The organism is Streptomyces sp. NPDC002825 (assembly GCF_040295385.1).
In the GTDB taxonomy this organism is placed as follows: Bacteria; Actinomycetota; Actinomycetes; order Streptomycetales; family Streptomycetaceae; genus Streptomyces.
The window spans coordinates 1-24,519 of record NZ_JBEOVH010000023.1 but is presented as its reverse complement, the minus strand read 5'-3'; the positions used below and the strand labels follow the sequence as shown (position 1 = coordinate 24,519).

Genomic DNA, 24,519 nt, shown 5'->3' with positions numbered 1-24,519 from the left:
CCAATTACTATACCGGTATTAGTATGGGGTCATGGTGCGCACACCCCTCACCCCCGAAGAGCGCGAGCGCGGCGAGCGTCTGGGTCTGCTCCTGCGCGAGGCGCGCGGCGAGCGGTCCATGGTCGAGATCGCCGCGGCCGCCGGTCTCTCCGCCGAGACCCTCCGCAAGATCGAGACCGGTCGGGCCCCGACCCCGGCCTTCTTCACCGTCGCGGCCCTGGCCGGGGTCCTGAACCTCTCCATGGACGAGCTGGTGGTGCACTGCACCCCGGCGCCCGTCTAGGCCGTTTCAGACGGAGACCGCCGGCTGCACCCGTGTAGGCCGTCTCAGGCGGAGACCGCCAGCTGTACCCGGCTGTGGCGCGGGCGCTCGATCTCGTCCAGGAGCGCGAGCGCCAGATCGGCGTGGGCGATGCGGCCCGGGCCGTCGATCACCGTGCCCACCGCCGTCCGGTAGCCGCCCGTCCGCTCCGCCTCCGCGTTCAGGTCCATCGGCGGGACGACCATCAGCCAGTCGAGCGCCGGTCCGGCCTCCGCCGTCAGCAGCTCGAACTCGTCCACGTGCCCCTGGGAGAACGTCCGGTACTGCTCCGGGAAGTCCGGCGCGTCCATCACCCGCACCCCGGGGGCCGTCTCCAGGGTGGTGGCGATGCCCAGGGTGAGCAGCCGCCCGACGCCCGCCTCGGTGAGCCCGGCGACCATCGCCTTCGCCGCGGTCGTGAAGAAGTCGACCGAGGGGACGTCGAGACGGACGGCCGCGTTCACCGCCGCGTCGTGGCCCGCCGCGAGCGCCGCCACCGAGCCCGCGTCCGTCGCGTCGCCCCGTACGAGCGTGACGCCCGCCCCCTCCAGATCGCGGTACACGTCGGGGTCGCGGACCACGGCGGTCACCCGGTGGCCCCGCGCCACCGCCTCCGCCACGGCCGCCCGGCCGACCCGTCCGCCGGCGCCGAAGATCACTACACGCTTGCTCTCGTTGTCCATGCCCGGACCGTAGAACGGGCACCCCTGGTTACTTCAACGGTACTGGGCTAGCGTCGACCGCATGACCGAGCAGTCGTCCCCGGAGCCGCTGAGCCCCTCCCTCTTCCACGACCCCGACTGCGGCGGCAGCCACGGCCGGCCCATCCGCGTCGGCGGCAAGTGGATGGCGATGGTGCTGCGTTGCCTGGAGGACGGGACGCCCCGCCGCTTCTCCGAACTCCGCGTCCCGCTGCACTGGATCACCCCCAAGGTCCTCACCGAGACCCTCCGCGCCATGGAACGCGACGGCTTCCTGACCCGTACCGTCCACGACGAGAACCCGCCCCGCGTCGAGTACGCCCTCACCGCCCTCGGCCGGTCCCTCATCGCCCCGCTCGACACCGCCTGCGACTGGGCGCGCACCCACGCCCCCGAGATCAGCGAGGCCCGCACGGCGTACGAACAGGCGGCGCTCTAAGCTCCCGGGCATGATGCCCGAAGAGCTGCGGCGCGGCCGCTACGTCAGCCTGACCACCTTCCGCAAGAACGGCACGGCGGTCGCCACGCCCGTCTGGTACGCGGTGGAGGGCTCCGAGCTGTACGTGTGGACCCGGACCGACTCCTGGAAGGTCAAGCGCCTGCGCAACGACCCCCGGGTCGAGGTCGCCGTCTGCGACCTGCGCGGCAACGTCGCCGAGGGCGCCGAGCGGTTCGCCGGCACGGGCCGGCTGGTGGAGGGGGAGGAGTTGCGCCGGATCCGGCGCCTGCTTTCGCGCAAGTACACCTGGCAGTACTGGCTGACCGACGTGCCCGCCATGATCGTCCGGCTCGGGAAGCGCCCGCACACCGGGATCGTCGTCACGTTCTGAAAACGGTCCGTAGTCGTCCCGTAACACGACTGCGGTCCAATACCCGCGGACCGGAAGGTTCCAGTCGACGGCGGGGCAGGTGCTGAACGCATGACGGTGTATCAACTCCCGGTGGAAGTCGCCGCGTTCACGGCCTGGCTGCGGGAGCTCGTCGGCCGCTGCCGACCGGACGGCGGCTGGTACGGGGTCTTCGCCGCCCGCGACCCCGAGGGCCTGCGCGCCTGCCTCGACGGGACCGAGATCCTGCCCTGGGACATCGTGGAGTCCCTCCTCCAGGACGCCGGGGAGACCGTCGACGGACCGTTCGCCGCGCGCGGCCGGATCCTGTACGCGGCGGCCGCGGGCGCCCACGACGGGCGGCCCGGCGGGGCGGAGGCCCTCGCGGAACGCCGGGACCTGATGGAGGGCGAACGCCACTTCGCCGAGACCCGCGGCCGTGAACTCGCCGAACGGCTGCGCACGACCCCGGACCCGACGGAGGCGGCCCGCCTGCAACACGACCTCGCCTGGACGCGCGACGACCGGGCCAGGGCGGCGGCTCGCGTGCGGGAACTGACGGGGAGGCTGGCCAGGCTGGGCGGGGGGAGGCCGGAGTCGGTCACCCGGGCCGCCGGCGCCCCCGCCCCGGTCACCGGCGCCCCCGCCCAGGCCGTCGGCGAATCCGCCCAGGTCACCGGCGCCCCCGCCCAGGCCGTCGGCGAATCCGCCCAGGCCCCCGGGCCGCTCGCCGGCGCCCCTCGGCCCGGCAAAGCCAACAGGCGGCGGCCCCGAGGCGCCCGGTACGCCTGGCTCGACGAGGGGGCCGACGCGGTGGAGGAGGTGGCCGTGCCCGTCCTGCCCGTGGCGGGAGCGACGCTGCCCCGCGGGGCCCGGTTCGGGGGCGGGGGTGAAGTCGTCGCCGCACCCGAGGCGCCCGCCGTGGACCACACCGAAGCCCTCCGCGCCGCGGCCAACGCCGTCTACGCACTCCGCCGCCTGCGCGCGCAGGGCCGCAGCGGCGAGGCCCACGCCCTGCTCTGCGAGGCGCTCGGCGGGCCGCCCGGCCGGCTGCCCGCCCTCGCGGCGGAGCTGCACAGGGCCGGGCTCGGCGCCGACTGGTCCACCCTGCTCTGGGAGGCCGCCTCGCTGCCGCCCGGCCGGCTCGCCGCCGTCGCCGGCGTCCTCGCCGACGCGGGCCGGGCGGCCGACTGCGATCAGCTGCTCCGGCAGGGCGTGGCCCGCCCGGTCGGGGAGCTCGCCGGGGCCTGCGCCGCGCTGCACGCCGAGGGCCACCACCGCGAGGCCCACGCCCTGCTCACCGCCTTCGTCCGGGTCCGCAGCCCCGAGGACGCCGCCCTGCTCGCGGGCGCGGACCCGCACGGGCTCGTCCCCGAGCTCCTCGCCGCGGCCCGCGCGGTCTCCGCGTCCCGGGAGCGCGATCTGCTCCACGCCCTGCGGGTGGCGGGCCTGGCCGGGGCGTGACGGGGGAAGCCCTATTCGTACGGGTCGGTACGGGTCCGTACGTGTCGGTACGTGTCCGACGTGGACCACTCGGGTATGAAACATGATCGACCCGGCCGCTTCACGGCGGCGGTCTTGCTCCGCGGTGTGACGGGGCTTACGTTCTCCTCCTACGCATCGCGTCTACGTGCGTAGAGGCTCTCTGACGCCGTGCCGAAGGAGCAGCTCATGACCGACGTCGTACGCGCCGCGCTCGTCCAGGCGACCTGGACCGGCGACACCGAATCCATGATCGCGAAACACGAGGAGCACGCCCGCGAGGCCGCGAGACAGGGCGCCCAGGTGATCGGCTTCCAGGAGGTGTTCAACGCCCCCTACTTCTGCCAGGTCCAGGAGCCCGAGCACTACCGCTGGGCCGAGCCCGTCCCCAACGGGCCGACGGTCCGCCGGATGCAGGACCTCGCCCGCGAGACCGGCATGGTGATCGTCGTCCCCGTCTTCGAGATGGAGGACGCCGGCTTCTACTACAACACCGCGGCGGTCATCGACGCGGACGGCTCCTACCTCGGCAAGTACCGCAAGCACCACATCCCGCAGGTCAGGGGCTTCTGGGAGAAGTACTACTTCCGCCCGGGGAACGCCGGCTGGCCGGTCTTCGAGACCGCCGTGGGCAAGGTCGGCGTCTACATCTGCTACGACCGCCACTTCCCGGAGGGCTGGCGCCAACTCGGCCTCAACGGGGCACAGTTGGTCTACAACCCCTCGGCCACCCACCGGGGGCTCTCCTCCTACCTCTGGCAGCTGGAGCAGCCCGCCGCCGCCGTCGCCAACGAGTACTTCGTCGCCGCCATCAACCGGGTCGGCATCGAGGAGTACGGCGACAACGACTTCTACGGCACCAGCTACTTCGTCGACCCGCGCGGCCAGTTCGTCGGCGAGGTCGCCTCCGACAAGGAGGAGGAGCTCGTCGTCCGCGACCTGGACTTCGGCCTCATCGAGGAGGTCCGGCAGCAGTGGGCCTTCTACCGGGACCGCCGCCCCGACGCGTACGACGGGCTGGTGCAGCCGTGAGCAGCCTGTACGCCCGGCACAAGGCCGTCATCCCCGACTGGGTCGCCCTCTACTACCGCGACCCCCTCGAGATCACCCACGGCGAGGGACGGCACGTCTGGGACTCCGAGGGACGCAAGTACCTCGACTTCTTCGGCGGCATCCTCACCACCATGACCGCCCACGCCCTGCCCGAGGTCACCAAGGCCGTCTCCGAGCAGGCCGGGCGGATCATCCACTCCTCGACGCTCTACCTCAACCGCCCCATGGTGGAGCTCGCCGAGCGCGTCGCCGGCCTCTCCGGAATCCCCGACGCCCGGGTCTTCTTCACCACCTCCGGCACCGAGGCCAACGACGCGGCCCTGCTGCTCGCCACCGCCTACACCGGCTCCAACCAGATCCTGGCGATGCGCAACAGCTACCACGGCCGCTCGTTCTCGACCGTCGGCATCACCGGCAACCGCAGCTGGTCCACGACCAGCCTCTCCCCGCTCCAGACCCTGTACGTGCACGGCGGCGTCCGCACGCGCGGCCCGTACGCCGGGCTCACCGACGAGCGGTTCGTCGAGGCGTGCGTCGCCGACCTGGAGGACATGCTCGGCCAGACCCGCTCGGGCGTCGCCGCCCTCATCGCCGAGCCCATCCAGGGCGTCGGCGGCTTCACCTCCCCGCCCGACGGCCTCTACGCCGCCTTCCGCCGCGTCCTCGACCGGCACGGCATCCTCTGGATCTCCGACGAGGTGCAGACCGGCTGGGGCCGCACCGGCGACCACTTCTGGGGCTGGCAGGCCCACGGCCAGGCAGGACCGCCCGACATCCTCACCTTCGCCAAGGGCATCGGCAACGGCATGTCCGTCGGCGGGGTCGTCGCCCGCGCCGAGGTCATGAACTGTCTCGACGCCAACTCCATCTCCACCTTCGGCGGTTCGCCGATCACCATGGCCGCGGGCCTCGCCAACCTCGCGTACCTCCTGGAGCACGACCTGCAGGGCAACGCCCGCCGGGTCGGCGGCCTCCTCATCGAACGCGTCCGGGCGGCGGCCGCCGGAGTCGAGGCGGTACGGGAGGTCCGCGGCCGCGGCCTCATGATCGGCATCGAGCTGACCGAACCGGGCACCGACCGGGCGAACCCGGACGCGGCCGGCGCCGTCCTGGAGGCCGCCCGCGAGAAGGGCCTGCTCATCGGCAAGGGCGGCGGCCACAACACCAGCACCCTGCGCATCGCCCCGCCGCTCTCGCTCACCGTCTCCGAGGCCGAGGAAGGAGCCGCGATCCTCGAACAGGCACTGAGATCACTCTAGTTGGCAGGGGAGTAGTCCCGTGAGCACCCGTACCCTCATCCGCGGCGGTCTCGTCGTCACCGCCGCCGACGAAATCCACGCCGACGTGCTGATCGAGGACGGCCGCGTCGTCGCCCTCGCCGCCCACGGCTCCGACGCGGCGGCCGGCTGGACCGCCGACCGGACCATCGACGCCACCGACCGCTATGTGCTGCCCGGCGGCGTCGACGCCCACACCCACATGGAGCTGCCCTTCGGCGGCACCTTCGCCTCCGACACCTTCGAGACCGGCACCCGCGCGGCCGCCTGGGGCGGCACCACCACCATCGTCGACTTCGCCGTCCAGACCGTCGGCCACAGCCTCCGCGAAGGACTCGACGCCTGGTACGCCAAGGCCGACGGCAACTGCGCGATCGACTACGCCTTCCACATGATCCTCTCCGACGTCAACGAGCACACGCTCAAGGAGATGGACAAGCTCGTCCAGGAGGGCATCACCTCCTTCAAGCTCTTCATGGCCTACCCCGGCGTCTTCTACAGCGACGACGGCCGGATCCTGCGCGCCATGCAGCGCTCCGCCGACAACGGCGGGCTGATCATGATGCACGCCGAGAACGGCATCGCCATCGACGTCCTCGTCGAACAGGCCCTCGCGCGCGGCGAGACCGACCCGCGCTACCACGGAGAGGTCCGCAAGGCGCTCCTGGAGGCCGAGGCCACCCATCGCGCGATCCAGCTGTCCCGGGTCGCGGGCGCCCCGCTCTACGTCGTCCACGTCTCCGCCGAGGAGGCCGTCGCCGAGATCGCCGCCGCCCGCGACAAGGGACTGCCGGTCTTCGGCGAGACCTGCCCCCAGTACCTCTTCCTCTCCACCGACAACCTCGCCGAGCCGGGCTTCGAGGGCGCCAAGTACGTGTGCTCGACGCCGCTGCGGCCCAAGGAGCACCAGGCGGCCCTGTGGCGGGGGCTGCGGACGAACGACCTCCAGGTCGTCTCCACCGACCACTGCCCGTTCTGCTTCGTCGGCCAGAAGGACCTCGGCCGCGGCGACTTCTCCAGGATCCCCAACGGCCTGCCGGGGGTGGAGAACCGCATGGACCTCCTCCACCAGGCCGTCGTCGACGGGCACATCAGCCGCCGCCGCTGGATCGAGATCGCCTGCGCCACCCCGGCCCGGATGTTCGGCCTCTACCCGCAGAAGGGCACGATCGCGCCCGGCGCCGACGCGGACATCGTCATCTACGACCCGCACACCACCCAGACGATCTCCGCCGAGACCCACCACATGAACGTCGACTACTCCGCCTATGAGGGGAAGACGATCACCGGCCAGGTCGAGACGGTCCTCTCGCGCGGCGAACCCGTCATCGACCAGCGGAAGTTCACCGGCCGCGCCGGCCACGGCGCCTTCACCCCCCGTTCCACCTGCCAGTACCTGAACTAGGAGAACGACGTTGGACTTCGGACTCGTCCTGCAGACCGACCCGCCCGCCTCGCAGGTCGTCGGGCTGATGCGCCGGGCGGAGCGCAACGGCTTCCGCTACGGCTGGACCTTCGACTCCGCCGTGCTCTGGCAGGAACCCTTCGTCATCTACAGCCAGATCCTCGAACACACGACGAAGCTGCACGTCGGCACGATGGTGACGAACCCCGGAACCCGCACCTGGGAGGTGACCGCCTCCACCTTCGCCACCCTCAACGACATGTACGGCAACCGGACCGTCTGCGGCATCGGCCGCGGCGACTCCGCGATGCGCGTCGCCGGCCGCAAGCCCAACACCCTGGCCCGCCTCGGCGAGGCCATCGACGTCATCCGCGACCTCGCCGAGGGGCGGGAGGCGGAGGTCGACGGCAACCCGATCCGCATCCCGTGGATCAAGAACGGCAGGCTGCCCGTCTGGATGGCCGCGTACGGCCCCAGGGCCCTCGCCCTCGCCGGACAGAAGGCGGACGGCTTCATCCTCCAGCTCGCCGACCCCTTCCTGACCGAGTGGATGGTCAAGGCCGTCCGGGAGGCGGCGCGCGAGGCCGGCCGCGACCCCGACGCGCTCACCATCTGCGTCGCCGCCCCCGCGTACGTGACGGCCGACGCCTCACCCGAGGCCCTGGCCCACGCCCGCGAGCAGTGCCGATGGTTCGGCGGCATGGTCGGCAACCACGTCGCCGACCTCGTCGCCAAGTACGGCGAACACTCCGCCATGGTCCCGGACGAGCTCACCGCGTACATCAAGGACCGGCACGGCTACGACTACTCGCACCACGGCCGCGCCGACAACCCCGACACCGCCTTCGTCCCCGACGAGATCGTCGACCGCTTCTGCCTGCTCGGCCCGGCCGAGGCCCACATCGAGAAGCTGAAGCACCTGCGGGGGCTCGGCGTCGACCAGTTCGCCGTCTACAACATGCACGACAACCGCGAGGCCACCATCGACGCCTACGGCACCGACATCATCCCCGCGCTCAACGGATAGCCCGGAATCAGGTCCAGTGCTGCGCCGTGCGCAACAGCTCGCTGTGGATCCGCGAGAGCCGGTAGTCCTGAAGAGCCCCGCTGCGCACGGCCAGGTACAGGGTGTTGATGGGCGGGACCTCCGGCTGGATCAGCGGGACGACCGCACCCTCCGCCAGCGCCGTCTCGCACAGACAGCGGGGGAGTACGGAGATCCCGGCGCCGGCCGCGACCGCCGCCAGGATGGCCCGGAGGTCGGGCAGGAGCCCCAGCGCGCCCCCCTCCGTACGGGGGAAGACCCCCATGTACGTGTAGAGCACGACGTGCAAGGCCACGTCCCCCAGGTACTCGCCCGCGAGCCGGCGCAGCGCGGCGCCGCCCGCCACGTCCTGGTCGAAGTTCGTCTGCTGCGCGTAGCTGAGGGAGATGCTGGTCAGGCCGTGCTGCCGGAAGAACATCCCTTCCAGGACCGAGATCGCCACCAGCAGGCCGGGCGGGCACATCTGGCCGAGCATGCAGCCGCCGAAGCTCTCCAGGTGCGCCCCGGGCACCCGGGCGGCGAGGAGTTCACAGCTCCTCGCCCAGGCGTCGACCGACTCCCGAAGCTAGGGCAGGAATTCGTAGGACGGTCCGTCGGGCGCGCGGTCACGCGCGCACAGCGTCACGTCCCTCCCCTTGAGATAGGCGAGCAGCCACTCGCCGAAGGTCATCTCGTAGAGGGTCCAGGACGGGCTGTCCATCTCCTGGACCAGGACGCGCCAGGCCGAGGAGGGTTCCTCGGGGACACGGAGGAAGACCATCTCCCCCGTCGTGGCCGTCGCCACCGGCAGCAGTTCACCGGGGGCCGTCCCCGCCGGATCCGGCAGGAACTCGGCCATGTCCTCCTCGCGCCAGAACTCGAGGTCCTGCCTGATCATCGTGCCCAGATCGTGCAGAAGATGACGGGCGGGGTGCTTCAGGTACAGCTGCCCGTTGACCGAGATGGAGCCGTAGGCATCCACGATCTCGTGGAAGTCCGCGGGGAATTCCACGCCGAGCTCCCGCTCCAGCGCCACCCATGGTGCCGGGTCGGACCAGTTGAACCGAGGTTCGCCCAACAGGGCCTGTATCTCCGGGAGCGTTGTCACCAATGGGCCCCTTCTGGCAGGTCGAGCCGATGCCACCCGGACGAGGGTGCGACGGCGAACGCGGGCCACCGTACAGCGCCGTGCGATGCGCCCGCCGAGGGGCTCGCTCGACAGGTGACCGGGCCTCCCCTTCTCTTGACGCCCCTGCGGCGTGGGACGAGACTCCGCCTGGTCAAGAACCCCACGCCCCGCACGGCCTCGTTCCGTCCCCCGAACGAAGGGTTCCGTCCATGACCGCAACCGCGTCCTCCGGCAGACCCGGCCCCTCCGACCTCCGCGACGGCCCTGTCGAGCTCCCGCCCGGCACGGCCCCCGCCGACCCCCGCTTCGTCAACGACGACCTGCTGCCCGTCCCCGTGGCCGCGCGCCGCTGGACCACCTACAACTTCGCCGCCCTCTGGGTCGGCATGGCCCACAACATCCCGTCCTGGATGCTCGCCTCGGGTCTCGTCGCCCTCGGCATGGACTGGAAGCAGGCCGTCCTCACCATCGCCCTCGCCAATGTCGTCGTCCTCGTGCCGATGCTGCTCACCGGCCACGCAGGCCCCAAGTACGGCATCCCGTTCCCCGTCCTCGCCCGGGCGTCCTTCGGACTGCGCGGGGCCAACCTGCCCGCGCTCGTCCGGGCCGGCGTCGCCTGCGCCTGGTTCGGCATCCAGACCTGGATCGGCGGCCAGGGCGTCTTCGTCCTGCTCGACAAGGTCTTCGGCGGGGGCTGGGCGGGCGCCGCGAAGGTCGCGGGTCAGCCCTGGACGCTGTGGCTCTGCTTCCTCCTCTTCTGGGCGCTCGAACTCGCCATCATCTACCGGGGGATGGAGGCCCTGCGCCGCTTCGAGAACTGGGCCGCCCCCTTCGTGATCGTCGGCGCGCTCGCCCTCCTCGTCTGGATCACGGTCAAGGCGGGCGGCCTCGGCCCCCTCCTCGACCAGCCGTCGAAGCTGGGCTGGGGGGCCGACTTCTGGCCCGTCTTCTTCCCCGCCCTCATGGGCATGATCGCCTTCTGGGCGACGCTGAGCCTCAACATCCCCGACTTCACCCGCTTCGGCGCCGGCCAGCGCGCCCAGGTCTGGGGACAGACTCTCGGACTCCCCACCACGATGACCCTGTTCGCACTGCTCTCGGTGCTCGTCACCTCGGGTTCGCAGGCCGTGTACGGGGCGCCGGTCTGGGACCCGGTGGCGCTCGCGGCCAGGACCGACAACGTCTTCGGGCTGCTCTTCGCCCTGGTGACCGTCCTGGTCGCCACCCTGTCGGTCAACATCGCGGCGAACGTCGTCTCGCCGGCGTACGACCTCGCCAACCTCGCGCCGCGGCTGGTCGACTTCCGTACGGGTGCGCTGATCACCGGCGTCGTCGGCGTGCTCATCATGCCGTGGAAGCTCACCGCCACCCCGGAGCTGTACATCTTCACCTGGCTCGGCCTGGTCGGCGGCCTCCTCGGGACGGTCGCGGGCATCCTCATCGCCGACTACTGGCTCGTCCGCCGGACGGTCCTCGACCTCGCTGGGCTCTACCGGGCCGACGGCCCCTACTGGTACCGGGGAGGCTGGAACCCGGCCGCCGTCCTCGCCTTCGCGGTGGGCGGCGTCCTCGCCGTGGGCGGCTCGCACTCGGCGCCGGGTGCGGGGCCGTTCCCCGAGGACGGCCTGATCCCCTTCCTCAAGCCGCTCGCCGACTACGGCTGGGCCGTGGGCCTGGCCGCCGCCCTGCTCCTCTACACGGCCCTCATGAAGCGCGGGGCAGCCGCCCGGCCGTCCGCCCGATCCAGCTGAGGTAGGACCAGACCCGGGTGTTCACGGCGGGGGTGTCGGTCGCGCACCCCTTCCCGTACGAGACGAGACCGATCAGGTACGGCGTCCCCGCGACCGTGTGCACCAGGGGGCCGCCGGAGTCGTACTGGCAGGTGTCCCGGCCCGGCGCGTACGTGCAGAGCTGGGCGGCGGTCACCTGGGACATGCCCCGGGCGTCGCACGTCGGGTTGCTCATGGTGCCGAGGAGCACGGTGCGCAGGACGTCGGAGGTAGGGCCCCCGAAGGAGGTGGCGCCCCAGCCGGGGGCCTCGACCTGGGTGTGGTCGAACGAACCGTGGACGTAACGGGCGGGCAGGGCGACCGCCCGCACGTCACGGCTGAACACCACGGGCTCGGCCAGCCGGATCAGCGCGATGTCGTCCCGCTGGGTGGCGGGGTCGTAGCCCGGGTGGGGGAGGAAGGCGGCGGGGGTCGCGAGCACGGCGTTCGGGCTGTCGTCCGCGCGGGTCAGGTCGTGGTCGCCGAGGAGCACCCCCACGCGCGCGGTGCTGCTGTACGAGCCGGTCAGACAGTGCGCGGCGGTCAGCACGTACCGCTCGCCGACCAGCGCGCCGCCGCACATCACCCGCCGCTCCTCCCGGTCCACGAGCCCGACCATGAACGGGTACTGATGGGGCCGTGCCTCCTGCCCGCCGACAACCGCGGACGCGTGCGGCGCGACACCGAGCGGACACACCCCCAACACCGCGCCCACGACCGCCGCCATGAGCTTCCTCACCCGTCCCACCTGAACTCCGCCCTGTCGACGCCGTGACGTTTCCGCACGGGCATCAACGACAAGAACGTTCCGGGGTCACCCCTGTTGTGGGCATGCGTTCCGCACGGGGCGATGGGGGTCCCCCTGCTCGAGCGAAGCCGAGAGCTTGGGGGAGGGTGGGCACAACGGAACGGCGCCCTTGCCGGCGCCAGACGCTTCCGCGCCTGAACCCGCACCCCGTGCGCAGTGCACTGGTGCTGCGGGTCCAGGCGCGGAACGCGGAGGCGCCGCTGAAGGGCGCCGTCCCGTGTGCCCACCCGTCCCTCCCCCTAGGACTTCGTCCTGGGGGGACCCCCATGCGGGACGATTGCCCACACGGCGGGGGCTACGGCACCCGGGCCGTCCACTCGGGCGTGCCGAACTTGGACTCCGCCAGCTCCTTCGCGCGGGTCAGTTCGTCCTCCGTCAGAGCGCCCTCCGCGAGCCCGTACCGGCTCCGGAAGGACGCGACCATCCGGGAGATCACCGTCTCGCGCGGCAGCCCGGTCTGACGTCGCAGCGGGTCCACCCGCTTCTTCGCGCTCTTCGTGCCCTTGTCGGAGAGCTTCTCGCGGCCGATCCGCAGCACCTCCGTCATCTTGTCCGCGTCGATGTCGTACGCCATCGTCACGTGGTGCAGGACCGCGCCCTCGCCCGCCACCAGCCGCTTCTGCGCCGCGCCCGCGATCTTGCCCGCGTCCGTCGCGATGTCGTTGAGCGGCTGGTACCAGGCGCGGATCCCCATGTCGCCGAGCGCGCCGAGCACCCAGTCGTCGAGGTAGGCGTAGCTGTCGGTGAAGGACAGGCCCTGCACGAGGGCGTCGGGGACGGAGAGGGAGTACGTGATCGTGTTGCCCGGCTCGATGAACATCGCCCCGCCGCCGCTGATCCGGCGCACCACCTGGATGCCGTGCCGATCCGCCGCCTCCGGGTCGACCTCGTTGCGCAGGGACTGGAAGCTGCCGATCACCACGGCCGGGGCGCCCCACTCCCAGACCCGCAGGGTCGGCGGGCGGCGGCCGGCCGCGACCTCGGCCGTCAGGACCTCGTCGAGCGCCATGTGCAGCGCGGGGGACTGCGGCGGCTCGTGGATCAGCTGCCAGTCGTAGTCGGTCCAGTCCGTGGCGTGGGCGAGGGCGCGGCGGACCGCGACCCCGACGCCCTCCGTGGTCAGGCCGAACATCTGCGTGCCCGGCGGGAGCGCCGCGTCGATCCGTGCCGCGAGCGCGGAGGCGTCCGTGTCGGCCGGGGCGCCTTCGAGGGCCCCGTCGATCGCGAGGATCGCCTCGTCCGGCTCCAGGAAGAAGTCGCCCGCGACCCGGACGTTCCGCAGGACCCCGTCCTCGGTGTCGAGGTCGACGACGACGAGCTTTCCGCCGGGGACCTTGTACTCGCCGTGCACGGACGCCTCCCTGCCTGTAAGGGGTGAACTCGGCCAAAGGGTACTCCCCGGGGAAACGGGGGGTGACAAGTGCGGCATTCCGGTTGTCAGTCCCCCGTGCTTAGCTGGGGGCATGATCGAAGACTTCCTTGAACACGTCCTCGACGGCCGTACGACCGAGGTCGAGGAGGCGGTCCGCAAGGCGGCCGCCGCCGAGATCACGCCGCGCTTCCGGCAGCTCGCCGCCGACGACATCGTCGAGAAGAACGGCCCGCACGACCTCGTCACCGTCGCCGACCGGGCGGCCGAGGCCCACCTCACCGCCTCCCTCACCGCCCTGCTGCCCGGCTCGGTGGTCGTGGGGGAGGAGGCCGTCCACGCCGACCCCGCCGTGTACGAGGCGCTGCGCGGCGACGCGCCCGTCTGGATCGTCGACCCCGTCGACGGCACCCGCCAGTTCGTCCACGGCGACCCCGCCTTCTGCACGCTCGTCGCCCTCGCCCGGCACGGCGAGATCCTCGCCTCCTGGACCTTCGCCCCCGCCCTCGAGGAGATGGCGGTGGCGGTGCGCGGACGCGGCGCCACGCTCAACGGGCGGGCCATACGCTCCGGTTCGCCGGCGCCGGACGCGGTCCTGGAGGTCGCCACCTCGCACCCCGACTACACCACCCCGGACCAGAAGCGGGCCCTGCTCGGCCTGAATGCCGAAGGGGTACGGCCCAGGCCCTGCGGTTCGGCCGGGCTCGAGTACCTCGCCGTGGCGCGCGGGGCGCTCGACGGCACCGCCTTCAGCTGGGAGTACGCCTGGGACCACGCCGCCGGACTCCTCCTGGTCGCCGAGGCCGGCGGTGCGACGACGACGATCGCGGGGGAGCCGTTCCGCATCACCGGGGGCAACGCGCTGCCGTTCACGACCGCCCGGGACGCGGCGACCGCCGAGCGGATCCGGACGCTCCTCGGGGGCGCGTGAGGAGCGGTCCGCCCCCCGCCTATCCTGGGAGCCTTGGCCATCGGCTGACGAAGGAGTCCGAAGGTGACGAACGAGACGTCGATGCTCGATGCCGTCGTCGTGGGGGCGGGGCCCAACGGACTGACGGCCGCCGTCGAACTGGCCCGGCGCGGCCTCTCCGTGGCCGTCTTCGAGGCCAAGTCCACCGTCGGCGGCGGCGCCAGGACGGAGGAGCTCACCCTCCCCGGCTTCCGTCACGACCCCTGCTCCGCCGTGCATCCGCTCGGTGCCGGCTCGCCCGTCTTCAAGACGATGCCGCTCGACCGGTACGGCCTGGAGTGGCTCCACCCCGAACTGCCCATGGCCCACCCCTGGGACGACGGCACCGCCGCCGTCCTCGCCCGCTCCGTCGCCGAGACCGCCGCCTCCTTCGGGCCGCGCGACGCGGGGACGTACCGCAGGCTCGTCGCCCCCTTCCTCGGCAAGTGGGACACGCTCGCGAGCGACTTCATGCAGCTGCCGCTCACCGCGCTGCCCCGCGACCCGGTCACCCTCGCCCGCTTCGGCCTCGCCGGACTCCCGCCGTCCACCTGGCTGATGCGAAGGTTCCAGGACGAGAAGGCCCCCGCGCTCCTCGCCGGGCTCGTCGCCCATGTCATGGCCCCTCTCGGCGGCTTCGCCACCGGCGCCGTCGGCCTGGTCTTCGCGCTCGCCGCGCACGCGGGCGGCTGGCCGCTGCCCCGGGGCGGCTCCCAGTCGATCTCCGACGCCCTCGCCGCGTACCTCAAGGACCTCGGCGGCGCCGTCCACACCGACTTCGAGGTCAAGCGGCTCGACGACCTGCCGCCCGCCCGCGCCTACGTCTTCGACACCTCGCCCACCGCCCTCGCCCGGATCGCCGGCTTCGGCGGGCACTACGACCACTACAAGTACGGCGCCGCCGCCTTCAAGATCGACTACGCGCTCGACGGGCCCGTGCCGTGGACCGCCGAGGAGGCCCGCCGGGCCGGCACCGTCCAGGTCGGCCCCACCGCCGGCGAGATCGGCACCGCCCTCAGCGAGGCCTCCTCCGGTACCGCCCCCGACGTCCCCTTCCTCATCACCGCCCAGCCCAGCCTCGTCGACCCGTCCCGGGCCCCCGAGGGCAAGCACGTGTTCTGGGCGTACGGGCACGTGCCGAACGGCTGGCGCGGCGACCTCACCGAGGCGATCGAGCGTCAGATCGAGCGCTTCGCTCCCGGCTTCCGCGACCGCGTGCTGGCCCGCGCCACCGCGGGCCCGCGGGAACTCGCCGAGCACAACGCCAACTACGTCGGCGGCGACATCGCCTGCGGCGCAGCCCGCGGCCTCCAGCTCCTGCTGCGCCCCACGCTCTCCCTCCGCCCCTACGCCACCCCGCACCCGGCGGTCTTCCTCTGCTCCTCCGCGACCCCGCCCGGCCCCGGCGTGCACGGCATGTCCGGGCACAACGCGGCGAAGGCCGTATGGCGGAGCCTGCGAAAATAGACTGCCCCCATGGCCAAGTACTTCGACGTGCACCCCGACAACCCCCAGCCCCGCACCATCGGCGCGGTGGCCGACTCCATCAGGAACGGGGCGCTCGTCGCGTACCCGACCGACTCCTGCTACGCGCTCGGCACCCGGCTCGGCAGCCGCGACGGCATCAGCCGCATCCGCACCATCCGCGACCTCGACGACCGGCACCACTTCACGCTGATGTGCGCGAACTTCGCCCAGCTGGGCCAGCTCGTGCACATCGACAACGACGTCTTCCGCGCCGTCAAGGCCTCGACGCCCGGCGCGTACACCTTCATCCTCCCGGCGACGAAGGAGGTGCCGCGCCAGCTCCTCCACCCCAAGAAGAAGACCGTCGGCGTCCGCATCCCCGACCACGTCGTCACCCAGGCCCTGCTCGCCGAACTCGGCGAGCCGCTGCTCTCCAGCACCCTCCTGCTGCCCGACGAGGCCGAACCGCTCACCCAGGGCTGGGAGATCAAGGAGCGGCTCGACCACCAGGTCGACGCCGTTCTCGACTCCGGCGACTGCGGCACCGAACCCACCACCGTCGTCGACTTCTCCAGCGGCGAGCCCGAGATCGTCCGCCGCGGCGCGGGGGACACCCTCCGCTTCGAGTAGCCGGACCGAAGAGGCCACCGGTCCCGGATCGGCCCTACCCGACCCGCACCCGATCACCGTACGGTCGCGTGAACGCCCGTTCACGCGCACCCACGGAGGTCCGAGCGCATGATCGTCATCGCCCACGTCAGCGACGTCCACATCGACGGGGAGCGGCGCAGCCAGGACCGCGCCCGCGCCGTCCTGCGTTACCTGGAGGAGCTGCCGTACGACCTGGCGGCCGTCCTCGTCACGGGGGACATCGCCGACCACGGGGCACCGGACGAGTACGCGGTGGCGCGGGAGCTGCTGACCTCCCGCCACCCGCTGCTCGTCTGCCCCGGCAACCACGACGACCGCGCCGCCTTCCGCAAGGGCCTCCTCGGCGAGCAGAGCGTGGCCGAGCAGAGCCTCCCCGAGCGGGGCCCGGCCGCGCAGAGCCTCCCGGGGGACTTCGCGGCGCGCCCGTACGCCCCCGTCAACCAGGTGCTCCGCGGCGAGGGTTTCGTCATCGCCCTCTGCGACTCCTCGGTGCCCGGCGAGGACCAGGGCCTCCTCGAGGACGAGACGATCGAGTGGCTCGACGGCGTCCTCGCCGCCACCCCGCGCGAGGTGCCCGTCCTGGTCGCCTTCCACCACCCGCCGGTCCCGCTGCACACCCCGTACGTGGACGGGATCCGGCAGTTCGGCGAGGAGCGGCTCGCCGCGCTCGCCGGCCGCCACCCCCACCTCACGGCCTTCCTCGCCGGCCACGCCCACACGGCCGCCGCCACCACCTTCGCCGGGCGCCCGCTGCTCGTCGCGCCCGGGGTGGTCTCGGCCCTGCGCCTGCCCTGGGAGAACCCGACCGATCACCCACACGTCCACCTCGGCCTGCCGCCCGCCCTCGCCTTCCACGTGCTCGACGAGGACGGCCGCCTGACCACCCACTACCGGACCGTCACCGTCTGAGGCCGGGAGGGGGCGGACGTCCATGTCGTTTTCTCGCCAGCCCGCGAGCCGTCCGTCCCCGATCCTGGAACCATGCACAACGACACCGAGCGCTGCGTACGGGCCGTCCAGTCGAAGGAGGCCCGTTTCGACGGCGTCTTCTTCACCGCCGTCCGCACGACCCGGATCTACTGCCGGCCCAGCTGCCCGGCCGTCCCGCCCAAGCCGGAGAACATGGAGTTCCACCCCAGCGCGGCCTCCTGCCAGCGCGCCGGCTACCGGGCCTGCAAGCGGTGCCGGCCCGACACCAGCCCCGGCTCCCCCCAGTGGAACGTCCGGGCCGACGCCGTCGCCCGCGCCGTACGGCTCATCCAGGACGGCGTCGTCGACCGCGAGGGCGTCCCCGGCCTCGCCCGGCGGCTCGGCTGGTCCACCCGCCAGATCGAGCGCCAGCTCCTCGCCGAACTGGGCGCAGGACCCCTCGCCCTGGCCCGCGCCCAGCGCGCCCAGACCGCCCGGCTGCTCATCGAGACCACCGGGATGCCCTTCGGCGAGATCGCCTTCGCCGCCGGCTTCTCCTCCATCCGCACCTTCAACGACACCGTCCGCGAGGTCTTCGCCCTCACTCCCGGCGAGCTCCGCGCCCGCGCCGCCCGCCGGTCACCGCTCCAGCCGACCGCGACCCCCGGCGTCATCAGCCTCCGGCTGCCGTTCCGCGCCCCGCTGGAACCCTCCAACCTCTTCGGACACCTGGCCGCGACCGCCATCCCCGGGGTCGAGGAGTGGCGCGACGGCGCCTACCGGCGGACGCTGAGCCTCCCGTACGGACACGGCATCGTCGCCCTCTCCCCGCGCCCCGACCACATCGCCTGCCGGCTCTTCCTCACGGACCCGCGCGACCTCACCCAGGCGATCAGCCGCTGCCGCCGGCTCCTCGACCTCGACGCCGACCCCGTCGCCGTCGACGACCGGCTCCGCGCCGACCCGCTGCTCACCCCGATCGTCGACAAGGCGCCCGGCCGCCGGGTGCCGGGGACCGTCGACGCCGCCGAGTTCGCCGTACGGGCCGTCCTCGGCCAGCAGGTCTCCACCGCCGCCGCCCGCACCCACGCCGCCCGCCTGGTCACCGCGCACGGCGTCCCCATCGAGGACCCCGAGGGCGGGCTCACCCATCTCTTCCCGGGACCCGAGGCGCTCGCCGCCCTCGACCCCGAGACCCTCGCCCTGCCGCGCAGCCGCCGCACCACCCTCCTCACCCTGGTCGGAGCCCTCGCCGACGGCTCGCTCCCGCTCGGCCCCGCCGACGACCGCGAGGAGGCCCGCGCCCGGCTCCTCGCCCTGCCCGGCTTCGGCCCCTGGACCACCGAGATCATCGCCATGCGGGCGCTCGGCGACCCCGACGCCTTCCTCCCCGGCGACCTCGGAGTCCGCCGTGCCGCCGAGGGGCTGGGACTGCCCGGCACCCCGGCCGCGCTCACCGCCCGCGCCGCGCACTGGCGCCCCTGGCGCGCCTACGCCGTCCAGTACCTCTGGGCGACCGACGACCACCCGATCAACCTCCTTCCCGCGTGAAGCACCTCTCCGAGCACCGTGAGGACCGTCCCATGCCCGCCATCCAGCACACCGTCGTGGACAGCCCCTACGAGCCGCTGACGCTCGTCGCCGTCGACGGCGTCCTCAGCCGCCTCCACATGACGGGACAGCGGCACCGCCCGCCGGAGGAGACCTTCGGCGAGCCCGACCCGCGCCCCTTCGGCGAGGTGATCCGCCAGCTCGACGCCTATTTCGCGGGCGAACTCACCGAGTTCGAGCTGCCGTTGAACCTGATCGGCACCCCGTTCCAGCTGCGCGTCTGGGAGCAGCTCCTGCGCATCCCGTACGGCGAGACCCGGACGTACGGCGAACTCGCCGAGGAGCTCGGCAACCCCGGCGCCTCGCGGGCCGTGGGCCTGGCCAACGGCAAGAACCCCGTCGGCATCATCGTCCCCTGCCACCGGGTCGTCGGCGCGGGAGGCAGCCTCACCGGCTACGGCGGCGGCCTGGACCGCAAGCAGCGGCTGCTCGCCTTCGAATCGGGTGCGGCGGAACCGGACGCCCTCTTCTAGCGGAGCCGGTCGAGGAGCGCGGGCAGCGCCGTGCCGATCGGCTCGCGCACGACCTCGTCGGCGACGGGATCGTACGGGGTGGGCTCGGCGTTCACGATGATCAGCCGGGCGCCGTGCTCCGCCGCGATCCCCGCGAGGGAGGCCGCCGGCTGGACCTGGAGGCTGCTGCCCACCGCGACGAACACCTCGGTGGCCTTGGCGATCGACATGGCCTGGCCGAGCACCACCGGATCGAGCCGCTGCCCGAACATCACCGTCGCCGGCTTGAGGATCCCGCCGCACGCCCGGCACGCCGGGTCGTCGTCACCGGCCCGTACCCGGTCGAGCGCTTCCGCCGTCGACGAGCGCGCGTGGCAGGCCGTGCACACCACCGACCGTGCCGAGCCGTGGAGTTCGAGAACCTTCCGCGCGGACACCCCGGCGGCCTGGTGCAAGCCGTCCACGTTCTGCGTGATCACCCGCAGCGCGTTGCCGCTCGTCCGTTCGTACGCGGCGATCGCGTGGTGCGCCACGTTCGGCTCGGCGCTCAGGGCCGGACCGTCGAGCCGCATCCGCCACGAGCGGCGGCGGATCTCCGGATCGGCCATGTAGGGCCCGTACGTGACGAGACGCTCGGCCTCGGGGTCCCGCCGCCACAGACCGTTCGGACCCCGGTAGTCGGGGATGCCCGAGTCGGTGGAGATGCCGGCACCGGTGAAGATCGCGACCATCGTCATGCGAAGACCCTAGGCACCGCCACACCGCTCCCGAGATCGGGTTTCCGGGTGTCAGGTTCCCGGCATGGCCAAGGTGAACGTCGTGCTCGACGCCGAACTCGTCGTGGAAGTCATGGTCCTGGCCGGCATCGGCAACCCCCAGGACGCCGTCGAGGCGGTGGTCCGTGACTACATCGCCCGCGGCCACCGCACCGAGGCACGAGCCGTCAGCCGCGACGAGCCGCAGCGCACCGGCGAGATCGTCCCGCCGGAACCTCCGCAGGGCTGACCGTGCCGGAGACCTCCGGCCGGCGCGCCCGTCTGCTCCTCGGCGGCTGCTTCTGGGTTCTCCTCGGCGGTCTCGTCCTGGTCGTCGGTGCCCTGCTGCTGGTCGCCACGGCCCTGTCGTCCCTCGACCGTCCCGTGGATCCCAAGCCCTCCCTCACTCCGTCCGCTCCGTCAACCGCAGGGTCCGCTCCGCCAGTTCGCTGATGCGGACGCCGTCGAAGCCGAAGACGGCGCTGTGCACCCGGTCGCGCAGCGGCTCGGACCACTGCGCCGGGATCGCGGCCGCGCCGCAGCGGACCCCGGCGACCGAGCCCGCCGTCGCCCCGTTGGAGTCGGTGTCCAGGCCGCCGCGGACGGTCAGCGCGATCGTGCGGGTGAAGTCCCCCTCGCCGTACAGGAGTCCGGCGGTCAGGACGGCCGCGTTCGGGATCGTGTGGATCCAGCCGAGGCCCGCCGTCCGCTCCGCGAGCTCGGTGAGCGCCTCCGACCAGCCGAGCCCCGACTCGTACAGCGCGACGGTGCCCCGTACGGTCCGGGCGAGCCGGCTGCTCGCCGGCACCCGCTCCAGGCTCGTCTCCAGCGCCGACCGGATGTCCGGCGCGGTGAAGGCCGCAGCGATCAGCGCCGCCGCCCACATCGCCCCGTACACGCCGTTCCCCGTGTGCGAGAGGACCGCGTCCCGGCGGGCGAGCGAGGCGGCCCGGCGCGGATCGCCCGGGCAGGTCCAGCCGTACACATCGGCCCTGATCAGCGCCCCGATCCACTCCTGGTACGGATTGTCGTACGTGGCGGTGAGCGGCGGCCGCAGCCCGTCGGCGAGGTTCCGGTAGGCGACCCGCTCCGCCGTGAACGTCTGCAGGTACGGCAGCCGCAGCAGCCACTCCTGGCCGACCTGCTCGGTGGTGAACGCGAAGCCGTACGTCTCCAGGAGGTGCAGCCCCAGGACCGACCAGTCGACGTCGTCGTCCCGGCAGCTGCCGTCGATCCCGCCCCGCACGCACCGCTCCCACTCCGGCCGCAGCTCGAAGCCCGTCGCCCCGGGCGGCGGGGGAGGGAGGTAGTCCGTCAGCGGGAGCGCCCCGGTCAGCCGCAGATACGCGTCGATGTGCTCCCTGGTCCAGTGGTCGCCGCGCTCCACCGGCTTGCCGAGCATGTTCCCGGCGATCCGGCCCGTCCAGCCGCCCAGGATCCGGTCCCCGAGCTCCCCGTCCGTGAACCCCATACCTCCGGTGTACCGAATCGGGCGGCCGGGCGCGCGCCGACCGTCAGTCCTCGGGCGGCTCCGCGCCGGTACGGGCCTTCTCCGGCGGTCGGAGCTCCTCGGGACGGTCGTCGGCCCGCTCCGTCATCGCCTCGCCCACCAGCGTCCGCACCGCGTCCCGCAGCCCGTGCAGGGCGTGGTGCCGGGCCGGGCCCGCCCCCGGGTCCTCCCGCAGCTCCTTCAGGAGCGCGAAGCACAGCACCAGCATCACCACCACGAACGGCAGCGCCACCAGGATCGTCGCCGTCTGCAGCGAGGTCAGACCGCCCGCCACGAGCAGCACCGCCGCCACGGCCGCCATCAGGACGCCCCAGGTCACCACGAGCCAGGTCGGCGGGTGGAGCGAGCCGCGGCTCGTCAGCGAACCCATCACCAGGGAGGCCGAGTCCGCGCTCGTGACGAAGTACGTCATCACCAGGAGCATCGCGATGACCGAGGTCACCGTCCCGATCGGCAGCGCCTCCAGCATCGCGAACAGCGAGGCCTCGGCGCCGTCCTCGACCGCCGTCGCCAGGTCCGCCGCACCCGTCGACTCCAGCCGGATCGCGGTCCCGCCCATCACGCAGAACCACACCACCGTCGCCCCCGAGGGCACGAGCAGCACCCCCACCAGGAACTCGCGGATCGTCCGGCCGCGCGAGATCCGGGCGATGAAGGTGCCGACGAACGGCGCCCAGGACAGCCACCACGCCCAGTAGAAGATCGTCCAGGCGCCCAGCCAGTCGCGGTCGGTGAACGCACCCGTGCGGCTCGCCATCGGCAGCAGCTCGTGCAGATAGCCCCCGACGGAGGCCGGGATGGTGTCCAGGACGTAGACCGTCGGGCCGAGCAGGAACACGAAGAGCATCAGACAGGCCGCGAGGACGATGTTCAGCGTGGACAGCCACTTCACGCCCTTGTGCAGCCCGGAGAACGCCGAGAGCACGAAGGCCCCCGACAGGGCCACGATGATGATCAGCTGCGTGGCCGTGGAGTTCTCCACGTCCATCGTCAGGTTCAGCCCCTCGGCGACCTGGAGCGCGCCGAGCCCCAGGCTCGTCGCCGTGCCGAACACCGTCGCGAACACCGCGAGCAGGTCGACCGCCTTGCCCGGCCAGGACGCCGCCCGGCGCGCCCCCATCAGCGGCACGAAGGCGGAGCTCAGCCGGTTCCCCCGGCCCTTGCGGAAGCCCGCGTACGCCAGCGCGAGACCCGCGATGCCGTAGATCGCCCACGGGGTCAGCGTCCAGTGGAAGAACGAGTACTCCAGGGCCGTCCTGGCCGCCGCGCCGGTCCCCGCCGGGACCCCGGTCGCCGGCGGAGGGTTCAGGAAGTGCGTCAGCGGTTCCCCGACCCCGTAGAACATCAGACCGATGCCCATGCCGGCGCTGAACATCATCGCGATCCACGCCAGGTTCGTGAACTCCGGCTCCGAGTCGTCGGCGCCCAGCCTGATCCGGCCGAAGCGGCTCAGCGCGATCACCACGCACAGCACCAGGAAGGTGTCCGCGGCGACCACGAACAGCCAGGCGAAGTTCGACAGCACCCACGCGAGGGCGGTGGAGGAGGCGCGGTCGAACGAGTCCTCGCCCAGCGCCGCCCAGGCGACGACCGCGACGACGGCCGCGACGCCGATCCCGATGACCGCGCCGTCGGGCCGGCCGTCGCTGCCCTCGTCCGTCGTGCCGTCCGTCCTGCCGTCCGGAACGATCTTTTCCGTACTCATGTGACCCCACTATGGTCCGGAATATCGCCTTATCAGGGGGTGGCACGCCGTCTGGCGGTACGGATAGGCTCCCCCTCGGCGCGACTGCACGTTCGAAAGCAAGGGATGCAAGGTGACGGACGGGGCAGCAACTCAGGCCGCACACGTTCTCGTGGCAGCCGACAAGTTCAAGGGCTCGCTCACGGCCGTACAGGTCGCGGAGCGGGTGACGGCAGGACTGCGACGGGTCGTCCCCGAGCTCACGGTGGAGACCCTGCCGGTCGCCGACGGCGGCGACGGCACCGTCGCCGCGGCCGTCGCCGCCGGCTTCGAGCGGCGCGAGGTCCGTGTGACGGGCCCGCTCGGCGAGCCGGTCACCGCGGCGTTCGCGCTGCGCGGCACCACCGCGGTCGTCGAGATGGCCGAGGCCTCGGGCCTCCAGCTGCTCCCGCCCGGCGTGTTCGCCCCCCTCACGGCGACCACGTACGGCTCCGGAGAGCTGCTCCGCGCCGCCCTCGACGCCGGTGCCACCACCCTCGTCTTCGGCGTCGGCGGCAGCGCCACCACCGACGGCGGCTCCGGCATGCTCGCCGCGCTCGGCGCCCGCTTCCTCGACGCGGACGGCGAGCCCGTCGGCCCCGGCGGCGCGCCGCTCGCCGACCTCGCCACGGCCGACCTCAGCGGGCTCGACCCCCGCTTCGGCTCCGTCGACCTGATCCTCGCGAGCGACGTCGACAACCCGCTGACCGGCCCCAAGGGAGCCCCCGCCGTCTACGGGCCGCAGAAGGGCGCCACCCCGGACGACGTCCGGGTGCTCGACGCGGCCCTCGCGCACTTCGCCACCGTCCTGGAGAAGGCCATCGGGCCGCGCGCCGCCGAGGCCGCCGTCGCGCCCGGCGCGGGCGGGGCCGGCGGCATCGGATACGGCGCGCTGATCCTCGGCGCGAGCTTCCGGCCCGGCATCGAGCTGATGCTGGAGGTCCTCGGCTTCGCCCCCGCCCTTGAGCGGGCCACCCTCGTCATCACCGGCGAGGGCTCCCTCGACGAGCAGACCCTCCACGGCAAGGCCCCCGCCGGCGTCGCCGCCGCCGCCCGCGCCGCCGGCAAGGAGGTCGTCGCGGTCTGCGGCCGCCTGGCCCTGCCGCCGGAGGCCCTGGGGACGGCCGGCATCCGCCGCGCGTACCCGCTGACGGAGCTGGAGCCGGACACGGCGAAGTGCATCGCGCATGCGGGTCCGCTGCTCGAAATGGTGGCGTCGAACATCGCAACGGACTTCCTGCGGTAGCCCCACCCCCGTTGTGGGCAGGCGTTCCGCAAGGGGCGATGGGGGTCCCCCCTGCTCGAGCGAAGCCGAGAGCTTGGGGGAGGGTGGGCACAACGGACGGC

Annotated in this window: 25 protein-coding genes; 17 read left to right on the top strand and 8 right to left on the bottom strand. The window is 72.8% G+C overall.

Annotated elements, in window-relative coordinates:
- Positions 1–31 precede the first annotated feature (31 nt).
- Positions 32–283: a helix-turn-helix domain-containing protein gene (locus ABT041_RS26055; RefSeq protein ID WP_351188357.1), complete on the top strand. Its 252-nt coding sequence runs from the start codon at positions 32–34 to the stop codon at positions 281–283.
- A 44-nt stretch (positions 284–327) separates the two neighbouring features.
- Here the strand turns inward: ABT041_RS26055 and ABT041_RS26050 are convergent, their stop codons facing one another.
- On the bottom strand, positions 328–984 hold the full coding sequence (locus ABT041_RS26050) for an NAD(P)-dependent oxidoreductase (RefSeq protein ID WP_351188354.1): 657 nt from the start codon (positions 982–984) through the stop codon (positions 328–330).
- 61 nt (positions 985–1,045) lie between these two features.
- Between ABT041_RS26050 and ABT041_RS26045 the strand changes: the two genes are divergently transcribed.
- From ABT041_RS26045 to ABT041_RS26015, 7 genes are all read left to right on the top strand, one after another.
- Positions 1,046–1,441 carry a winged helix-turn-helix transcriptional regulator gene (locus ABT041_RS26045; protein WP_351188352.1) on the top strand — a complete coding sequence of 132 codons (396 nt, stop codon included), beginning with the start codon at positions 1,046–1,048 and terminating at the stop codon, positions 1,439–1,441.
- Positions 1,442–1,451: 10 nt separating this feature from the next.
- Complete coding sequence (locus ABT041_RS26040; protein WP_351188349.1) at positions 1,452–1,832, top strand: PPOX class F420-dependent oxidoreductase; 381 nt, start codon at positions 1,452–1,454, stop codon at positions 1,830–1,832.
- A 90-nt stretch (positions 1,833–1,922) separates the two neighbouring features.
- A complete protein-coding gene (locus ABT041_RS26035) occupies positions 1,923–3,293 on the top strand; it encodes a UL36 very large tegument protein (RefSeq protein WP_351188346.1) in 1,371 nt (456 codons plus the stop codon).
- A 207-nt stretch (positions 3,294–3,500) separates the two neighbouring features.
- The gene (locus ABT041_RS26030) at positions 3,501–4,343 is read left to right on the top strand and encodes a nitrilase-related carbon-nitrogen hydrolase (protein ID WP_351188344.1); all 843 of its coding nucleotides are present in this window, start codon (positions 3,501–3,503) and stop codon (positions 4,341–4,343) included.
- The gene (locus ABT041_RS26025; protein ID WP_351188343.1) at positions 4,340–5,623 is read left to right on the top strand and encodes an aspartate aminotransferase family protein; all 1,284 of its coding nucleotides are present in this window, start codon (positions 4,340–4,342) and stop codon (positions 5,621–5,623) included. The genes ABT041_RS26030 and ABT041_RS26025 overlap by 4 nt, the downstream gene beginning before the upstream one ends.
- Before the next feature lie 19 nt (positions 5,624–5,642).
- Positions 5,643–7,046 (top strand): dihydropyrimidinase, encoded by a 1,404-nt coding sequence (gene hydA, locus ABT041_RS26020; RefSeq protein ID WP_351188341.1) that lies wholly within the window; start codon positions 5,643–5,645, stop codon positions 7,044–7,046.
- A 10-nt stretch (positions 7,047–7,056) separates the two neighbouring features.
- Positions 7,057–8,073: a TIGR03842 family LLM class F420-dependent oxidoreductase gene (locus ABT041_RS26015; protein WP_351188339.1), complete on the top strand. Its 1,017-nt coding sequence runs from the start codon at positions 7,057–7,059 to the stop codon at positions 8,071–8,073.
- A 7-nt stretch (positions 8,074–8,080) separates the two neighbouring features.
- Here ABT041_RS26015 and ABT041_RS26010 read toward each other — a convergent pair whose 3' ends face one another.
- Positions 8,081–8,602, bottom strand: coding sequence for a LysR substrate-binding domain-containing protein (locus ABT041_RS26010; protein WP_502976593.1), 522 nt, complete (start codon positions 8,600–8,602; stop codon positions 8,081–8,083).
- A gap of 54 nt (positions 8,603–8,656) precedes the next feature.
- Positions 8,657–9,178, bottom strand: a complete 522-nt coding sequence (locus tag ABT041_RS26005; RefSeq protein WP_351188338.1) for an SMI1/KNR4 family protein — start codon at positions 9,176–9,178, stop codon at positions 8,657–8,659.
- Between the two features lie 230 nt (positions 9,179–9,408).
- Between ABT041_RS26005 and ABT041_RS26000 the strand changes: the two genes are divergently transcribed.
- On the top strand, positions 9,409–10,950 hold the full coding sequence (locus ABT041_RS26000; RefSeq protein ID WP_351188336.1) for an NCS1 family nucleobase:cation symporter-1: 1,542 nt from the start codon (positions 9,409–9,411) through the stop codon (positions 10,948–10,950).
- Here the strand turns inward: ABT041_RS26000 and ABT041_RS25995 are convergent.
- Together ABT041_RS25995 and lplAB are read right to left on the bottom strand one after the other, a co-directional pair.
- Positions 10,904–11,707 carry a serine protease gene (locus ABT041_RS25995; protein WP_351188334.1) on the bottom strand — a complete coding sequence of 268 codons (804 nt, stop codon included), beginning with the start codon at positions 11,705–11,707 and terminating at the stop codon, positions 10,904–10,906. The genes ABT041_RS26000 and ABT041_RS25995 overlap by 47 nt on opposite strands.
- Positions 11,708–12,071: 364 nt before the next feature.
- Positions 12,072–13,127, bottom strand: a complete 1,056-nt coding sequence (lplAB, locus tag ABT041_RS25990) for a lipoate-protein ligase LplAB (RefSeq protein ID WP_351188332.1) — start codon at positions 13,125–13,127, stop codon at positions 12,072–12,074.
- A gap of 112 nt (positions 13,128–13,239) precedes the next feature.
- On the opposite strand from lplAB, the gene ABT041_RS25985 reads away from it, so the two are divergent.
- The 6 genes from ABT041_RS25985 (at position 13,240) to ABT041_RS25960 (ending at position 19,205) form a co-directional block, all read left to right on the top strand.
- Positions 13,240–14,076: an inositol monophosphatase family protein gene (locus ABT041_RS25985; protein ID WP_351188330.1), complete on the top strand. Its 837-nt coding sequence runs from the start codon at positions 13,240–13,242 to the stop codon at positions 14,074–14,076.
- An 81-nt stretch (positions 14,077–14,157) separates the two neighbouring features.
- The gene (locus tag ABT041_RS25980; protein WP_351188594.1) at positions 14,158–15,561 is read left to right on the top strand and encodes a phytoene desaturase family protein; all 1,404 of its coding nucleotides are present in this window, start codon (positions 14,158–14,160) and stop codon (positions 15,559–15,561) included.
- 9 nt (positions 15,562–15,570) lie between these two features.
- The gene (locus ABT041_RS25975; RefSeq protein WP_351188328.1) at positions 15,571–16,191 is read left to right on the top strand and encodes an L-threonylcarbamoyladenylate synthase; all 621 of its coding nucleotides are present in this window, start codon (positions 15,571–15,573) and stop codon (positions 16,189–16,191) included.
- 108 nt (positions 16,192–16,299) lie between these two features.
- Positions 16,300–17,121 carry a metallophosphoesterase gene (locus ABT041_RS25970; protein ID WP_351188326.1) on the top strand — a complete coding sequence of 274 codons (822 nt, stop codon included), beginning with the start codon at positions 16,300–16,302 and terminating at the stop codon, positions 17,119–17,121.
- A 72-nt stretch (positions 17,122–17,193) separates the two neighbouring features.
- Positions 17,194–18,672, top strand: coding sequence for an AlkA N-terminal domain-containing protein (locus ABT041_RS25965; protein WP_351188325.1), 1,479 nt, complete (start codon positions 17,194–17,196; stop codon positions 18,670–18,672).
- A gap of 32 nt (positions 18,673–18,704) precedes the next feature.
- Positions 18,705–19,205 carry a methylated-DNA--[protein]-cysteine S-methyltransferase gene (locus tag ABT041_RS25960; RefSeq protein ID WP_351188323.1) on the top strand — a complete coding sequence of 167 codons (501 nt, stop codon included), beginning with the start codon at positions 18,705–18,707 and terminating at the stop codon, positions 19,203–19,205.
- Here the strand turns inward: ABT041_RS25960 and ABT041_RS25955 are convergent.
- Positions 19,202–19,921 (bottom strand): SIR2 family NAD-dependent protein deacylase, encoded by a 720-nt coding sequence (locus ABT041_RS25955; RefSeq protein ID WP_351188321.1) that lies wholly within the window; start codon positions 19,919–19,921, stop codon positions 19,202–19,204. The two genes, ABT041_RS25960 and ABT041_RS25955, sit on opposite strands and share 4 nt — an antisense overlap.
- 64 nt (positions 19,922–19,985) lie before the next feature.
- Here ABT041_RS25955 and ABT041_RS25950 point away from each other — a divergent pair, with 64 nt between their 5' ends.
- On the top strand, positions 19,986–20,189 hold the full coding sequence (locus ABT041_RS25950; RefSeq protein ID WP_351188319.1) for a DUF2191 domain-containing protein: 204 nt from the start codon (positions 19,986–19,988) through the stop codon (positions 20,187–20,189).
- 153 nt (positions 20,190–20,342) lie between these two features.
- On the opposite strand, the gene ABT041_RS25945 is transcribed toward ABT041_RS25950, so the two are convergent.
- Together ABT041_RS25945 and ABT041_RS25940 are read right to left on the bottom strand one after the other, a co-directional pair.
- Positions 20,343–21,410, bottom strand: a complete 1,068-nt coding sequence (locus tag ABT041_RS25945) for an ADP-ribosylglycohydrolase family protein (RefSeq protein WP_351188317.1) — start codon at positions 21,408–21,410, stop codon at positions 20,343–20,345.
- 43 nt (positions 21,411–21,453) lie between these two features.
- Positions 21,454–23,154, bottom strand: coding sequence for a BCCT family transporter (locus ABT041_RS25940; RefSeq protein ID WP_351188315.1), 1,701 nt, complete (start codon positions 23,152–23,154; stop codon positions 21,454–21,456).
- Positions 23,155–23,266: 112 nt separating this feature from the next.
- Here ABT041_RS25940 and ABT041_RS25935 point away from each other — a divergent pair, with 112 nt between their 5' ends.
- On the top strand, positions 23,267–24,418 hold the full coding sequence (locus tag ABT041_RS25935; RefSeq protein ID WP_351188314.1) for a glycerate kinase: 1,152 nt from the start codon (positions 23,267–23,269) through the stop codon (positions 24,416–24,418).
- The last annotated feature ends 101 nt before the right edge of the window (positions 24,419–24,519 follow it).

Excerpts from the sequence above, each read along its gene's own strand:
- ABT041_RS26055 (WP_351188357.1), top strand. The coding sequence starts at position 32 with ATGGTGCGCACACCCCTCACCCCCGAAGAGCGCGAGCGCGGCGAGCGT.
- ABT041_RS26050 (WP_351188354.1), bottom strand. The coding sequence starts at position 984 with ATGGACAACGAGAGCAAGCGTGTAGTGATCTTCGGCGCCGGCGGACGG.
- ABT041_RS26045 (WP_351188352.1), top strand. The coding sequence starts at position 1,046 with ATGACCGAGCAGTCGTCCCCGGAGCCGCTGAGCCCCTCCCTCTTCCAC.
- ABT041_RS26040 (WP_351188349.1), top strand. The coding sequence starts at position 1,452 with ATGATGCCCGAAGAGCTGCGGCGCGGCCGCTACGTCAGCCTGACCACC.
- ABT041_RS26035 (WP_351188346.1), top strand. The coding sequence starts at position 1,923 with ATGACGGTGTATCAACTCCCGGTGGAAGTCGCCGCGTTCACGGCCTGG.
- ABT041_RS26030 (WP_351188344.1), top strand. The coding sequence starts at position 3,501 with ATGACCGACGTCGTACGCGCCGCGCTCGTCCAGGCGACCTGGACCGGC.
- ABT041_RS26000 (WP_351188336.1), top strand. The coding sequence starts at position 9,409 with ATGACCGCAACCGCGTCCTCCGGCAGACCCGGCCCCTCCGACCTCCGC.
- ABT041_RS25985 (WP_351188330.1), top strand. The coding sequence starts at position 13,240 with ATGATCGAAGACTTCCTTGAACACGTCCTCGACGGCCGTACGACCGAG.
- ABT041_RS25980 (WP_351188594.1), top strand. The coding sequence starts at position 14,158 with ATGCTCGATGCCGTCGTCGTGGGGGCGGGGCCCAACGGACTGACGGCC.
- ABT041_RS25975 (WP_351188328.1), top strand. The coding sequence starts at position 15,571 with ATGGCCAAGTACTTCGACGTGCACCCCGACAACCCCCAGCCCCGCACC.
- ABT041_RS25970 (WP_351188326.1), top strand. The coding sequence starts at position 16,300 with ATGATCGTCATCGCCCACGTCAGCGACGTCCACATCGACGGGGAGCGG.
- ABT041_RS25965 (WP_351188325.1), top strand. The coding sequence starts at position 17,194 with ATGCACAACGACACCGAGCGCTGCGTACGGGCCGTCCAGTCGAAGGAG.
- ABT041_RS25960 (WP_351188323.1), top strand. The coding sequence starts at position 18,705 with ATGCCCGCCATCCAGCACACCGTCGTGGACAGCCCCTACGAGCCGCTG.
- ABT041_RS25955 (WP_351188321.1), bottom strand. The coding sequence starts at position 19,921 with ATGACGATGGTCGCGATCTTCACCGGTGCCGGCATCTCCACCGACTCG.
- ABT041_RS25950 (WP_351188319.1), top strand. The coding sequence starts at position 19,986 with ATGGCCAAGGTGAACGTCGTGCTCGACGCCGAACTCGTCGTGGAAGTC.
- ABT041_RS25945 (WP_351188317.1), bottom strand. The coding sequence starts at position 21,410 with ATGGGGTTCACGGACGGGGAGCTCGGGGACCGGATCCTGGGCGGCTGG.
- ABT041_RS25940 (WP_351188315.1), bottom strand. The coding sequence starts at position 23,154 with ATGAGTACGGAAAAGATCGTTCCGGACGGCAGGACGGACGGCACGACG.